Genomic DNA, 13,112 nt, shown 5'->3' with positions numbered 1-13,112 from the left:
CGTCACGTCATTCCTGCGCCACACGATCGAGCAACCCGCCGTGAGCGGAGATCGCTTGTTCGTACACGTAGGCGGTGTCGGTGGCGATGCGATCCCACGAGTAGCGGACACAAGCCCGGTCACGTGCCGATGTCCCGAGCAGATCGAGTTGCGAGGGATCGGCCAGCAAAGCGCGCAGGGTGCGAACGAGTTCGACGTGCGCGTCGCGGGACACGTGCACACCGGTGACACCGTGGACCACCACGTCGGTCGGCCCACCGGGAACGATCACCACGGCGGGCACACCGCACGCCATGGCCTCCAGCACCGTCCTCTCGTGTTCAGCCGTGGATCCCGCGCACACCACGACGTCGGCCGACCGGATGAAGGCTGCCCGCTCCGCCGTCGCCAACCTACGCGTGGACTCGTTCTCCTGCACGAACTCGGTGTCGCGCACTGCCTTGAGACGCTCGACGCCGTATCCCGACGGAGACTCCCCGACCCACAAGACTCGATGCGGCCGCGCACGACTCGCCCTCGGTCCGTCGGGCTGGAAGACGTCCGCGTTCACCCCAGGCGGCACCACGCGGACGCGCGCCTTCCTGGCGCCCGCGCTGACCAACTCCGCCGCCCTCCGCGCGCTGGTGACGATGATCCGGTCGGCTGCGTTGCAGAGCGCCCGTCGGGCTGAAGGTGGTTCGTTCTCGCCGTCCCCGTGCGGTGCCAGCACGAAGGGAACGCCGGCCCGGCGCGCGCTGAGCCCGCTCACGACGCCGGACTCCCAGGACCGCGCGTGGACGACATGCGGCCTGTCCTGCCAGTGCTCGACGAGCCCGTCGGCGAACTCTCCGAGATCCTGCGGAAGGTGCACGACCGCGTATCCGTCACGGGTGGTTCGTCCGGGAAAACCGTCGTGCGCACTCGTGTACACCGTCACGGAGTGCCGCTGCCGGGCGAGCGCTGCCGCGAGTTCAGCGATGTGCAGCCCGCGTGGATCGCTGTGTGCCGTCAGCGGACTGGCGCCGACGGACACCATTGCGATCTTCATGCCACGGCTGTGGAAATCGTGCACTGTCAACGGGGAGGCTCCTTGGACGACTCGGCATCACCACAACCGAGCTGTCACCTCAACCCGAGACTTCAACCGTATTGCGGTCACGGTGCCGCGGCAACTTGACGCGGGTCAGCCGTCCAACGCGTCGGAGGCTTCGTTGATCAGGTCGACGACGTGGCTGCCGGAGTCGGGGTAGGCGCGCAACAGCCCTCGCAGCGCTGACCCGCCGGCACGCGCCTGAACAGCGGCGACCAGCTGGACACGAGCCACCGCGGGCGTACAACGGCTGCACGGCAACCCGATCGACGTACCGGCACGCCGCTACCGGTCCGGTGCCGCCGCCCTGACCGACCGACTGACGGCCGCCCTGCCTGCGGGCACGCTGCACTTCAGCACACCCGTGACCGCGATCGCCGCCACCGATGACGGTCTGGACGTCCACACACCGGACACCGTTCACCGCGCCGATCATGTCGTACTCGCCGTCCCGCCCGCCCTCGCGCTAGCGCGCATCGACCTCGTGGACGGACTGCCCGCCGACCTGGTGCTGCTCGCCGAGTCGACCCCGGTGTGGATGGGCGCCGTGACCAAGGTCGTCGCCGTGTACGAGGACGCGTTCTGGCGGCGCGACGGCCTGGCCGGAGCCGCGTTCAGCCGCACCGGTCCCCTGCGGGAGATCCACGACATGTCAGGACCTGACGGCTCCCCCGCGGCGCTGTTCGGTTTCGCCCCGGCCACGGGACCGGGCTTCCGACAGGCCGTCGTGGGCCAGCTCACCGACCTGTTCGGCCCGGCAGCGCGGTGCGGGGAGCTGCACGTGCAGGACTGGAGCGCCGAACACTGGACGTCGCCCCGCGGTGTGCAGTTCCTGAACGACTACAGCAGCTTCGGACACCCGCTGTACCAGCGGGCCGCGCTGGACGGGCGGCTGCACCGGGCCTCGACCGAGACCGCCGCCGACCAGCCCGGCCACGTCGAGAGTGCACTGGCCGGAGGCGAACGCGCCGCCCACGCCGTTCTGACCGCGTACCAGGACAAATCCCAGGAACCGCAGATCGCTGAACAGTCCATTGTGGACTCTTTCTTGAACGAACATGTCAGCCTTCTGTCCACGCGTTCGAATTTCCATTCGAACGCGTGGAACAAATTCCCTTCGCGAGCCTTGCGGGCGCGTCTCAATTGGGTGGCACCTTCGGACAGGGTTTCCCCAGGTCAGCCGACCCGGTTCGGGGGCAAACCACAGGATTAGGCACACTCCGGGGTCGACTGTTGACCGAACGTGAGGTCTTTCGTAGCGTTGCAGTCAACAACCTGGAACTTTCGATTCTTTCACGAAATCGGCGCGTAACTGTCCTTTTAGGACGATCAGGTTTGTCGGGCAGTGGGACGGGACTCGATGAGGAGCCGGCGAAGACTGCGTACATGCGCAGTGTCGGGTCGCTCACCGACCTGATTCGCTGGTGAATGGATGAGTTGCTCGCGATCGATCGCGTACCGAAGGACGGCTTTGATGCGGCATCAGGGCTTTGAGTGCGGCGACCAGGAACTGCCATCTCCGTGGCGTGCCCATCAGGCAGGCGACGTACCGATCGAGATGGTGCCGATCAATCGGCTGCGGCTCGGTGGTTCGCCGAGGACGAGCGGTGTGAACGCCGAATACACACGTGCTTTGGCGCGAACCGGCACCCGGATGCCGCCGATTCTCGTGCACCGTCGCACCATGTGCGTCATCGACGGTGTGCATCGGGTGCGTGCCGCGGAACTGAGCGGTCGCGAGCACGTCGAGGCGCAGTTCTTCGACGGCGACGAGGACGACGCGTTCGTGCTCGCGGTCGAAGCCAACACGGCGAACGGTCTTCCGTTGTCGGTGGCTGATCGCAAAGCGGCCGCCGAGCGGATCATCGTCACTCATCCGGCCAGATCGGATCGGTGGATCGCCTTGGTCAGCGGGCTTTCCGCGAGCACCGTGGGCGAGATCCGCAAGTGTTCGAGTGTTCAGGGTGGTCAGTCGAACACCCGGATCGGCAGGGACGGCAGAGAACGCCCGCTCGACAACTCGGAAGGTCGCAGGCTCGCCGGTGAACTGATGCGTGCCAATCCGAACCGGTCGCTCCGCGACATCGCCAGAGCGGCGGGTATCGCGCCTTCGACAGTACTTGATGTGCGTAACCGGATCAGCTGCGGAGAAGACCCGGTTCCTGCCCGAAAAGACGCGGCGGAACGGCAAGCGGGCAGTGCGGGTCCGCCGCGTCGCCAGGCTGCCCCCAGGGACGAGCTCGATCCCGTCGCGATCATGCGGACCCTGTGCAAGGACCCGTCACTGCGGCTCAGCGAGGTCGGCCGGGCACTGCTGCGCTGGCTGGACACCCACAGCGTGACCGACCAGGCGCCACCACCGGTGGAGGAGATCCCGGCGCACTGCGCCGGCCCGATCGCCGCACTGGCGCGGCACAACGCGCGGTTCTGGACGGCGTACAGCGATCGGATCAGCGATCAGCCGCGAAGTGACGATCACACGGCTCTCTGACGAAACCCGACGACTGAATGGACTGGTTCGCGTGAGTGGATCCAACCGGTGGGTTGTGCTCGTCGGCTCGTTCGTCGCCTACATGTTCGACGCGCTGGAGATCCTGCTGCTGTCGTTCACACTGCCCGTGATCCGCGCCGAGCTGGGACTGACGACCACCCAGGGCGGTCTGCTCGCCACGGCGACGTTGCTCGGCATCGGGGTGAGCAGCCTGACCGTCGGCTGGCTCGCCGACAACTACGGGCGCAAGCGGGCGTTGATGGTGTCGCTCGCGGTGTTCGGCGTGTTCACGGCGGCGATCGCGTGGGTTCCCAGTTTCACCGTGTTCGTGGTGCTGCGTTTCCTGGCGGGCATGGGACTCGGCGGTGTTTGGGGTGTGGTGTCGGCCTACGTGGTCGAGACCTGGCCTGCCGCGCAACGAGGTCGTGCCGTCGCGTTCGTGCTCAGCTCGTTCCCGATCGGCGGTGTGGTCGCGGCGGTGCTGTCGGGTGCGTTGCTGCCGGACTGGCGGTTGTTGTTCTTCATCGGTGGTGCGGGTGTCGTGATTCCGTTGGTGATCGTCGGGTTGTTCTTCCGCGAGTCGGCCGAGTGGGCTCAGCAGAAGACCACGCCGGTGAAGGTGACGGAGATCTTCGCTCCGGAGCTGCGCAAGCGCACGGTGCTCGGTGCGATCGTGACCGGGTTCGCGATGTTCGGGGCCTGGGGCGCGTCCACGTGGCTGCCGACCTACCTGCAGACCGACAAGGGCATCCCCGCCGCGACGGTCGCGTTGTTCCTGACGGTGCTCAACCTCGGGATGTTCGTGGGCTACAACGTCTTCGGTCTGATCGCCGACCGGATCGGCCGCAAGAACGCATTGGTGCTGTCACTGGCCGGGGTGGCGCTGACCCTGCCGCTGTACGTGATCGCCGCCGACCGCACGGCGTTGCTGTGGCTGGGCCCGATGTTCGCCTTCTTCGCGGCCTACGCAGGCATCTTCGGCGCATACCTGGGCGAGCTGTTCCCGACCAGGGTGCGGACGACCGGTGCCGGGTTCTGCTTCAACATCGGGCGTGGTGTGTCCGCGTTCGCCCCGATCAGCTTGGGCGCGCTGGCGGCGGGCGCGGGGTTCGGCGCCGGGCTGTTGGTGTGCGCGGGTTTCATGGCTTGTGCGGCGGTCGTCATGACCTTCCTGCCCGACCTGCGTGACGCGACCCGCCTGCGAACACCCGCGGTGCGCGGCTAGCTGTCGCCGGTTCGCCACAGGTAGCTGCGCACCGAGAGCGACGCCGCGCGCATGGTCGCGCGGATGTGGTCGAGGTCCTCGCCGGCGAGCTCGTCACGCGTCTGGTCGAGGGTGTGCAGCATCAACCGGGCCGCTTCCAGCAGACACAGCACCGCGTCCAGCTGTGCACTGGCCGGCAGCCTGCTCAGGTCCTCGTGCAGGGACTGGATCAGCGCGTCCGCCGCTGCAGGCCTGGTATGACGTGTCAACGTTGTCACGGCCGTTCCTCAAAACTGTTCCGGGAATGGATGGGTGCCATGTACGCGCAGACCGAGATTCAGAACTGCGAGCACCACTGCTGGGTTCTCAGTTCCGTCCAGGCCAAGATCCTGGAGGGCGTCGCGGCCGGCTTCTCCAGCGGGCGGCTGTCGAGGGAGCTGTACCTCAGTTCGAAGACCATCGACTATCACGTCCGTGTCATGTCCGACAAGCTGCAGGCTCCGAACCGGGTCGCGTTGGTTTCGCGGGCGTTCGTCCTCGAAATCCTGCGAACGGATTCGTGGCCACCGCGTGTCACGTGCGAAATCGTGGACTGAGTTCACGCCTCCACGTCCACGCCCATCTCCTCGGCGATGCGGACCGCCTCGGCCAGGAGGGTCTCCACGATCTGCGACTCCGGGACCGTGCGGATCACCTCGCCCTTGACGAAGATCTGGCCCTTGCCGTTGCCGGAGGCGACTCCGAGGTCGGCCTCCCGCGCCTCGCCGGGCCCGTTCACCACGCAGCCCATCACCGCGACCCGCAACGGCACCGGGAACCCTTCGAGTGCGGCGGTGACTTGCTCGGCCAGCGTGTGCACGTCGACCTGAGCCCGGCCGCACGACGGGCACGACACGATGTCCAGTCCCCGCGGCCGCAGCCCCAGGGACTCCAGAATTTGGCTGCCCACCTTGACTTCCTCGACCGGTGGCGCGGACAACGACACCCGGATGGTGTCGCCGATGCCCTCCGCCAGCAGCGCGCCGAACGCGACCGCGGACTTGATCGTGCCCTGGAAACGCGGACCTGCCTCGGTCACGCCGAGGTGCAGCGGGTAGTCGCACCGGGCGGCGAGCTCGCGGTACGCCTCGATCATCACCACCGGGTCGTGGTGCTTCACCGAGATCTTCAGGTCCGTGTAGCCGTGCTCCTCGAACAGCGAGCACTCCCACAAAGCCGACTCCACCAACGCTTCCGGCGTCACGCCGCCGTGCTTGTCGAGCAGGCGCTTGTCGAGCGACCCCGCGTTCACGCCGATCCGGATCGGCACACCTGCATCCCCTGCCGCGCGGGCGATCGCGCCGACCTGGTCGTCGAACTGGCGGATGTTGCCCGGGTTGACCCGCACTGCGGCGCAACCTGCGTCTACAGCGGCGAACACGTACTTGGGCTGGAAGTGGATGTCGGCGATCACGGGGATCTGCGACTTGCGTGCGATCGCCGGCAAAGCGGCCGCGTCGTCCGCCGACGGCACCGCGACCCGCACGATCTCGCAGCCGGCCGCGGTGAGCTCGGCGATCTGCTGCAGCGTGGCGTCGACGTCCGCGGTGGGCGTGGTGGTCATCGACTGCACCGACACCGGCGCGTCGCCGCCGACCGGCACCGTGCCCACCATGATCTTGCGGGAGATCCGGCGCGTGGCCACGGAGAGCGGAACCGCGGGGATGCCCAGGTTGACGGTCATCGTTCGTCTCCTGACATGACCGGCCACGGATCCTCCACGGGCGTCAGCAACTCCACCACGGACCCGGAGATGTCCTGCGCGGTCAGCCCGCAGGCGGCGAGCACCTCGGCCCGGGAGCCGTGGCTGAGGAACCGCCGAGGGATGCCGAACTCGCGCAACGGGGTGGTGACGTCGTTGTCCCGCAACGACTGCCCGATCGCGGAACCGACACCGCCGACGCGGCTGTTGTCCTCGACCGTGATCGCGAGCCGGTGGCGGCGAGCCAGGCCGGCCAGCGCGGGGTTGACCGGGGCGACCCAGCGCGGGTCCACCACGGTCACCCCGATGCCCTGTGCCAGCAAGCTCTCCGCGACCGTGAGCGCGAGCCCCGCCAGCGCGCCGACCGCGACGATCAGCACGTCCAGCGAACCGGAGCGGCACAGCACGTCCATCCCGTCGAACCTGGCGATGGCCGGCAGGTCGTCACCGGCAGGTCCCTTGGGGAACCGCAGCAGTGTCGGACCTTCCTGCCACGCGACCGCCTCGGTCAGCAGCTCGGCCAGCCGGGTGCCGTCGCGTGGCGCCGCGATCCGCAGGCCCGGCACCACCTGCAACACCGACAGGTCCCACATGCCGTTGTGCGACGGCCCGTCGTCGCCGGTCACGCCGGAACGGTCGAGGACGAACGTCACCGGGCGCTTGTGCAGCGCCACGTCCATCAGCAACTGGTCCAGCGCGCGGTTCACGAACGTCGAGTAGATCGCCACCACCGGGTGCACACCGCCCAGCGAGAGGCCCGCGGCCATCGTGACCGCGTGCTGCTCGGCGATGCCGACGTCGATCACCCGGCCAGGATGCTTGCGCTGCAACGGGAGCAGCCCGGTCGGCTCGGCCATCGCGGCCGTGATCGCCACCAGGTCGTCGCGCTGTTCGGCCAGCTCCACCAGCTTCTCGCTGAACACCGAGGTGAACGACCGCGGCGAGGACTTCAGCGCCTGCCCGGTGTGCGGGTCCATCGGTTTGACGGCGTGACCGAGGTCCAGGTCGTTGCTCTCGGTGTGGAGACAACCCCGGCCCTTGGCGGTGATCACGTGCACGACGACCGGCCTGGCCAACGCGGCCGCGTGGCGCAACGCGTCCTGGACCGCCTCCAGGTCGTGGCCGTCGACCGGGCCGAGATAGGCGAGCCCGAGCTGTTCGAACACGCCGGGCCCGCGTCCGGCACGCAGGCCGGCCAGGTGCACGGCGAGGCCGCCGACCGTGGGCGCGTAGGAACGGCCGTTGTCGTTGAGCACGATGACGAGCGGCCGCTCCGGCCCGCCCGCGATGTTGTTGAGCGCCTCCCAGGCCATGCCGCCGGTCATCGCGCCGTCACCGATGACCGCGACGACGGCCCGGTCCCGCCGGCCGAGGTGGGCGTCCGCGCGCGCCAGACCGTCCGCATAGGACAGTGCGGTGGACGCGTGCGAGTTCTCCACCAGGTCGTGCTCGGACTCCTCCCGGCTCGGGTAGCCCGAGACCCCGCCGGAGCGGCGCAACCGGTCGAACCCGGCCTGGCGCCCGGTCAGGATCTTGTGCACGTACGACTGATGTCCGGTGTCCCACAACAACCTGTCGCGCGGGGACTCGAAGACGGTGTGCAACGCGATGGTCAGCTCCACCACCCCCAGGTTGGGCCCGAGGTGTCCCCCGGTCGCGGAGACCCGCTCGATCAGGAACGCGCGGATCTCCCCGGCGAGGTCGCGGAGCTCCGCGGTGGTCAGCTCACGCAACCGCGCCGGGTCGCGCACGGTTTCCAGCAGCGCCATGTCGAACAGTGCTCCTCAGCTGGTCTCGGTCAGCCGCGCGGGCGGGGTGAACACGATGTCCTCGGTCGCCACCCGGTGCACGGCCGTGTCCGCGTAGCCCAGTTCGGCGAGCAGGTCGAGCAGCTGGTTGACGAGGATCTCCGGCGCGCTCGCCCCGGCGCTCACGCCGACGGTGTTCACCCCGGTCAGCCACGCGGGGTCGAAGTGGGTCACGTCCGGCACCAGTTCCGCTTCGGCACCAAGCCTTCTCGCCACCTCGACCATCCGGATCGAGTTGCTGGAGTTGGTCGAACCGACCACCAGCACCAGGTCGCACCTGTCCACGATCGACCTGATGCCGTCCTGGCGGTTCTGGCTGGCGAAACAGATGTCGTCGGTGCCCGGCCCGCGCAGATCGGTGAATCTGCGCTGCAGCACGGCGATGATGTCCCTGGTCTCGTCCACGGAGAGCGTGGTCTGGGTGAGGTAGGCGACCGGTGCGTCGGACGGGAGGTCCAGTGCCTCCGCGTCGGCGACCGTCTCGACGATGATCGTCTGGTCGGGAGCGTGCCCGAAGGTGCCCTCGACCTCCTCGTGGTCCGCGTGCCCGACGAGCAGCAACGTCCGCCCGTCACGGGCGAACCGGCGGGCCTCCTGGTGCACTTTGGCCACCAGGGGGCAGGTCGCGTCGATCACGTCCAGCCCGCGCGTGTCCGCGTTCTGCCGCACCTGAGGGGAGACTCCGTGCGCGGAGAACACGCAGACCGCGCCCTCCGGCACCTCGTCCTCGGAGTCGACGAACCGCACGCCCCGTTGCTGGAACTCGCCCACCACGTGGTGGTTGTGCACGATCTCCTTGCGGACGTAGATCGGCGCGCCGTGCCGTTCCAGCGCGAGCTCGATGATGGCTATCGCGCGCCTCACGCCGGCACAAAAACCCTGCGGCTCGGCCAGCAGGACCTGCTTACCGCCACTCATTCTCACTCCGTTCCGCTGCTGCGGGTACGGGCATAAAAGACACCAATCCGCAGAATAGTGGATTCCAGGCTTTGCGCCGTCTCCTTTGGGGTTTTTCCCAAAGTCGAAACTGCACAGTCGGTGTCGTTGACACGACCCTTGACGCGCCTCCAGGATGGAATCCGATCGCTATTTGCGACTAATCCGGTCGGCATCCGAGCCCTGGAGACGTGACCGTGTCAAATCTTTCAAGTTCACCTCTGGCAGCGCTGGACCCTCAAGATGAGGTGAGGGTGGTCGGCCAGTACTACGACGACAAAACAGCCAAGCTCGTCCGCAAGTACGGGCCTGGGCCCCGGATCCACTACCACGTGGGCTACTACCCGTCCTCCGAAACGCCGCCGCACGCTCACAACGCGACGCCGGAGTCCATTCGCAGCAGCATCCGGCTTCATCAAGAAGGTCTGCTGCAGTACGCGGCCAAGATCTGGGGCGCCGAACACCGGCTGTCCGGGAAGGTTCTGGACGTCGGCTGCGGTCTCGGCGGGGGTTCGCTCTTCTGGGCGCAGGAATACGGCGCCGACGTCACCGCGGTCACCAATGCGCCGGAGCACGCGCCGATCGTCGAGGGGTTCGCCCGGGAATGCGGCCTGGACGGGAAGGTCAAGGCGCTGGTCTGCGACGCGAACCAGCTCACCGTGGACGACGGCCCCTACGACGCGGCGGTGGCGATCGAGAGCAGCGGTTACTTCAACCGCTCTCAGTGGTTCCAGCGGCTGGCACGCGTGATTCGCCCAGGTGGGAGCGTGTGCATCGAGGAGGTCTTCACCACCCGCCCGCACGGGGCCGATGTGTGGGCGGAGTACTTCTACTGCAAGCCGGCGACCGTGCTCGACTACGTGAAGGCCGCCGAGGCCGCGGGTTTCGAACTGGTCGACGAGTTCGACGCCACGGCGGAAACCGCGCCGTTCTGGGAAGAGAGCGCCGCCTGGACGAAAGCGGTGCTGGACTGCGACAACGGCCTTTCCGCCGTTGAGCGCAGGCAGATGAGGATCTCCCTGCTGGCGAACCAGGCGCAGGGCGCGGAATGGCGAGCAGGCGGCTTGCAGCTGGGTTTCCTGCGCTTCGAGAAGAAGTGGAGCTCCTCCCTATGACGCTCGGCCAAGCCCCCGCTCCCAGCGACGTCGCCGACGTCTACGACGGGATCGGTCAGATCTACGGTTCCGCGTGGGGCCCGAACTACCACTACGGCTACTGGGAGGACGACGCCGACGACAGCTCGATCGAGGTGGCCACGGACCGCCTGACCGACATGATGATCGCCGGTCTCGCCCCGCGGGCCGGCCAGCGGGTCCTGGACGTCGGCTGCGGCATCGGCCATCCCGCGCTGCGGCTCGTCCGCACGTCTGACGTGAACGTCGTGGGCATCTCCGTGAGCCACGCCCAGGTGGCGCAGGCCAACGAGCTCGCGGCCGCGGCCGGCCTCGCCGACAGAGCGACGTTCCAGTTCACGGACGCGATGGACATGGGCTTCCCCGACGCCTCGTTCGACGCGGCCTGGGCGTTCGAGTCGATGTGGCACATGCCCGACCGCGGCCAGGTGCTCTCCGAGATCACCCGCGTCCTGCGCCCCGGCGGCCGCCTCGCCATCGCCGACGTCATCGAGCGCGGCCCGGTCAGCCCCGAGGGGCGCAAGGTCCTGGACCACGTCTGCGAGAACTACGCGGTGAAGTCCCTGGGCACCATCGACGAGTACCGGACGGCGTTGGCCGCCAACGGGTTCGTCGACGTGGAGATCCGCGACATCAGCGCGAACTCCCGCCGCACGCTCGCGGTGATGGCCGACGCCGTGGAGACCAAACGCGACGAGCTGGTCGCGTTGGTCGGTGAGGAGCAGGCCACCTCGCTCCTGGCCTTCATGCGGCTGTCCGCGGTCACGCCGGAGCAGGGCTACGTCTACCTGACCGCGACCCGCGCCTGACCTGACGCAGATGAGCCCCGAACATGATCTCTCATGATCATGTTCGGGGCGTTCGTCGTGGAGGCCCTTCGTCAAGTCGGAGATGCTGCTCGATGCCGTCTGTCATGTCGGCGAACTCGGCGACGAGGTCGACTCCGCAGCGATCGGCCAGCACGAGAACCGACCAAAGGCAGTCAGCCAGCTCATGGCCGAGCCTGGCTTCGGCATCCGGGATGACTCGGCGGCCCTCGACTGCCATGACCAGCTTCGCGAGGTCACCGACATCGCCGACGAACCCCAATGCCAGATCCCCTGTGCTCCACTCCTGACGGCCGGCCGCACGGTGAGACCGGTCGTACATCCGGGCGATCTCCACCGCGCGCGCCTGCAGCTCTCCGATGTCCATGATCGAACTCTAGGCGGGGGTCCCGTGCGTTCTCACTGCCGTACGCGCAGCTCGGTCAGCGCCCGCAGCGGGAACACCGGCCGGTGACGTGGCGACTGCCCCGGCGCCAGCGTCAGACCGGGCATCCTGGAGGCGAGGGCCTGCACCGCGATCTCCAGTTCCGCACGGGCGAACGAAGCTCCGAGGCAGAAGTGGATGCCGTGCCCGAACGCGAGATGAGAGGAAGACCCGCTGCCAGGACTGAACGCCGCAGGACACGCGTGGGCGCGGCTGTCCCGGCCGGCCGCCCCGTACAGCAGGAGCAACCTGCTCCCCTCGGCCAGGTGCACGTCGCCGACCACCACGTCACGGGTCGCGGTCCGGTACATGCCGGCCAGCGGGGCGTCGAAACGCAGCCCCTCCTCGACGAGGTCACGCGTGGCGATCGTGCCGTCGGCGACCTCCGCCCAGCCGCCGGGGGCGCGCAGCTGCTGGTACATGATCGTGCCGAGCGCCTCGGCACAGGTCATGTGTCCCGCGAAGATGAGAGTGGGGATCTGCACGGCGACCTCGTCGGCGGTGAGGGTGTTGCCCGCCTTGCCGTGGTGCAGCAGCTCGCTGATCAGGTCGTCCTGCGGGTCGGCAAGCCGTTGTTTCGCGAGCTCACGGGCGAAGGCGCCGAAGTCCACCAGCCCCTGGGCCCATTCCCGCAGCAGGCCGGGATCGGTGTCGTGCTGCAACATCATGAGCTCGATGCGCTGCTCGGACCACAGGCGGCAGCGGTCGAGGTAGGAGTCCGGCACCCCGAGGCGCGCACACATCACCTCAAGGGCGTACGGGACGGTGAACGCCTCGATGAAGTCGAACTCCGCGTCGGCCGCGGCGCGCTCGACGAGGTCGGTGGCGATCTTGCGCATCGTGGGTTCGAACGCCCTGACCTTGGCCGGCGTGAACCCGATGTTGAGCACCTCGCGGACCCTGGCGTGCGCGGGCGGGTCGAGTGAGCCGACGCCCAGACCACCATCGCCGCGCCACGTCTTGAACATCCGGGCCACGTCGTCGGGCAGCTCGACCTTGGGACGGGGGTTGTGGTCGCGCGCCGAGTAGCTCTTGTCGTCCTTCAGCACGGCGAGCAGGTCTTCGCGTCGCGTGACGCACCACGCGTCGAGCAGAGGCGCGTAGAACACCGGCTCGTCATCACCGATGCCGGCCAGGAACGAGTACGGGTCGTCGCGATGTGCGCCATACGGGTCGAACGGCCGGCCTTCACGCAATTTCGCAGAATCGGCTGATACAGCCATTTCGCCTCTCAAGCTTTCCGTGAACCATCGCCAGGGGGCGGGTCGCGTCGAGCAGCCACCAATCCGCAGAATAGTCCGATCCGGGCTGTACGCCGCTCTCTTTGGGGTTTTTCCCAAAGTCGAACCCGAGCGCGCCGCGTCGTTGACACGAACAGGAGAGGTCGTTCAGGATACTGATCGGAACTACGGCTCAAATTCCCGATTACCGCTCTCAAAGCGACGACGAGTTTTCCGTGTTCAATTCCAGGAGAATCCG

Annotated in this window: 14 protein-coding genes; 6 read left to right on the top strand and 8 right to left on the bottom strand. The window is 67.9% G+C overall.

What is annotated here, in order from left to right; all coding sequences use genetic code 11:
- Positions 1-7: 7 nt before the first annotated feature.
- On the bottom strand, positions 8-1,027 hold the full coding sequence (locus LFM09_RS38950) for a glycosyltransferase (RefSeq protein WP_414101644.1): 1,020 nt from the start codon (positions 1,025-1,027) through the stop codon (positions 8-10).
- A gap of 135 nt (positions 1,028-1,162) precedes the next feature.
- Positions 1,163-1,303 (bottom strand): hypothetical protein, encoded by a 141-nt coding sequence (locus LFM09_RS38945; protein WP_414101643.1) that lies wholly within the window; start codon positions 1,301-1,303, stop codon positions 1,163-1,165.
- A 16-nt stretch (positions 1,304-1,319) separates the two neighbouring features.
- Between LFM09_RS38945 and LFM09_RS38940 the strand changes: the two genes are divergently transcribed.
- From LFM09_RS38940 to LFM09_RS38930, 3 genes are all read left to right on the top strand, one after another.
- Positions 1,320-2,282: a flavin monoamine oxidase family protein gene (locus LFM09_RS38940; protein WP_414101675.1), complete on the top strand. Its 963-nt coding sequence runs from the start codon at positions 1,320-1,322 to the stop codon at positions 2,280-2,282.
- Between the two features lie 396 nt (positions 2,283-2,678).
- Positions 2,679-3,560 (top strand): ParB/RepB/Spo0J family partition protein, encoded by an 882-nt coding sequence (locus LFM09_RS38935; protein WP_414101642.1) that lies wholly within the window; start codon positions 2,679-2,681, stop codon positions 3,558-3,560.
- A gap of 31 nt (positions 3,561-3,591) precedes the next feature.
- A complete protein-coding gene (locus LFM09_RS38930) occupies positions 3,592-4,785 on the top strand; it encodes an MFS transporter (RefSeq protein WP_414101641.1) in 1,194 nt (397 codons plus the stop codon).
- Here the strand turns inward: LFM09_RS38930 and LFM09_RS38925 are convergent.
- The gene (locus LFM09_RS38925; protein WP_414101640.1) at positions 4,782-5,042 is read right to left on the bottom strand and encodes a hypothetical protein; all 261 of its coding nucleotides are present in this window, start codon (positions 5,040-5,042) and stop codon (positions 4,782-4,784) included. The genes LFM09_RS38930 and LFM09_RS38925 overlap by 4 nt on opposite strands.
- A gap of 39 nt (positions 5,043-5,081) precedes the next feature.
- On the opposite strand from LFM09_RS38925, the gene LFM09_RS38920 reads away from it, so the two are divergent.
- Positions 5,082-5,360, top strand: a complete 279-nt coding sequence (locus LFM09_RS38920) for a LuxR C-terminal-related transcriptional regulator (RefSeq protein WP_414101639.1) — start codon at positions 5,082-5,084, stop codon at positions 5,358-5,360.
- Positions 5,361-5,362: 2 nt separating this feature from the next.
- Here LFM09_RS38920 and ispG read toward each other — a convergent pair whose 3' ends face one another.
- Genes ispG through ispH form a run of 3 tightly spaced genes read right to left on the bottom strand, consistent with a single transcriptional unit; the run spans position 5,363 to position 9,231 of the window.
- On the bottom strand, positions 5,363-6,487 hold the full coding sequence (gene ispG / locus LFM09_RS38915) for a flavodoxin-dependent (E)-4-hydroxy-3-methylbut-2-enyl-diphosphate synthase (protein WP_414101638.1): 1,125 nt from the start codon (positions 6,485-6,487) through the stop codon (positions 5,363-5,365).
- Entirely contained in the window at positions 6,484-8,274 is a 1,791-nt protein-coding gene (locus LFM09_RS38910; RefSeq protein ID WP_414101637.1) for a 1-deoxy-D-xylulose-5-phosphate synthase, read from the bottom strand. The genes ispG and LFM09_RS38910 overlap by 4 nt, the downstream gene beginning before the upstream one ends.
- A gap of 15 nt (positions 8,275-8,289) precedes the next feature.
- Entirely contained in the window at positions 8,290-9,231 is a 942-nt protein-coding gene (ispH, locus tag LFM09_RS38905; RefSeq protein ID WP_414101636.1) for a 4-hydroxy-3-methylbut-2-enyl diphosphate reductase, read from the bottom strand.
- A 266-nt stretch (positions 9,232-9,497) separates the two neighbouring features.
- On the opposite strand from ispH, the gene LFM09_RS38900 reads away from it, so the two are divergent.
- Together LFM09_RS38900 and LFM09_RS38895 are read left to right on the top strand one after the other, a co-directional pair.
- Positions 9,498-10,364 carry an SAM-dependent methyltransferase gene (locus LFM09_RS38900; RefSeq protein ID WP_414101635.1) on the top strand — a complete coding sequence of 289 codons (867 nt, stop codon included), beginning with the start codon at positions 9,498-9,500 and terminating at the stop codon, positions 10,362-10,364.
- Positions 10,346-11,191 carry a methyltransferase domain-containing protein gene (locus LFM09_RS38895; protein ID WP_414101634.1) on the top strand — a complete coding sequence of 282 codons (846 nt, stop codon included), beginning with the start codon at positions 10,346-10,348 and terminating at the stop codon, positions 11,189-11,191. Before LFM09_RS38900 ends, LFM09_RS38895 begins: the two co-directional genes overlap by 19 nt.
- Before the next feature lie 37 nt (positions 11,192-11,228).
- On the opposite strand, the gene LFM09_RS38890 is transcribed toward LFM09_RS38895, so the two are convergent.
- Both LFM09_RS38890 and LFM09_RS38885 read right to left on the bottom strand, forming a co-directional pair.
- Entirely contained in the window at positions 11,229-11,576 is a 348-nt protein-coding gene (locus tag LFM09_RS38890) for a hypothetical protein (protein ID WP_414101633.1), read from the bottom strand.
- Positions 11,577-11,608: 32 nt separating this feature from the next.
- On the bottom strand, positions 11,609-12,829 hold the full coding sequence (locus LFM09_RS38885; protein ID WP_414101631.1) for a cytochrome P450: 1,221 nt from the start codon (positions 12,827-12,829) through the stop codon (positions 11,609-11,611).
- Positions 12,830-13,112 lie beyond the last annotated feature (283 nt).

Source organism: Lentzea alba (assembly GCF_047445655.1).
Taxonomy (GTDB): Bacteria; Actinomycetota; Actinomycetes; order Mycobacteriales; family Pseudonocardiaceae; genus Lentzea; species Lentzea alba_A.
This window is presented reverse-complemented; position numbering and strand designations above follow the sequence as displayed.

What these genes read in the sequence shown, in the direction of transcription:
- LFM09_RS38950 (WP_414101644.1), bottom strand. Translation starts at nt 1,027, where the DNA reads ATGAAGATCGCAATGGTGTCCGTCGGCGCCAGTCCGCTGACGGCACAC.
- LFM09_RS38920 (WP_414101639.1), top strand. Translation starts at nt 5,082, where the DNA reads ATGTACGCGCAGACCGAGATTCAGAACTGCGAGCACCACTGCTGGGTT.
- ispG (WP_414101638.1), bottom strand. Translation starts at nt 6,487, where the DNA reads ATGACCGTCAACCTGGGCATCCCCGCGGTTCCGCTCTCCGTGGCCACG.
- LFM09_RS38910 (WP_414101637.1), bottom strand. Translation starts at nt 8,274, where the DNA reads ATGGCGCTGCTGGAAACCGTGCGCGACCCGGCGCGGTTGCGTGAGCTG.
- ispH (WP_414101636.1), bottom strand. Translation starts at nt 9,231, where the DNA reads ATGAGTGGCGGTAAGCAGGTCCTGCTGGCCGAGCCGCAGGGTTTTTGT.
- LFM09_RS38890 (WP_414101633.1), bottom strand. Translation starts at nt 11,576, where the DNA reads ATGGACATCGGAGAGCTGCAGGCGCGCGCGGTGGAGATCGCCCGGATG.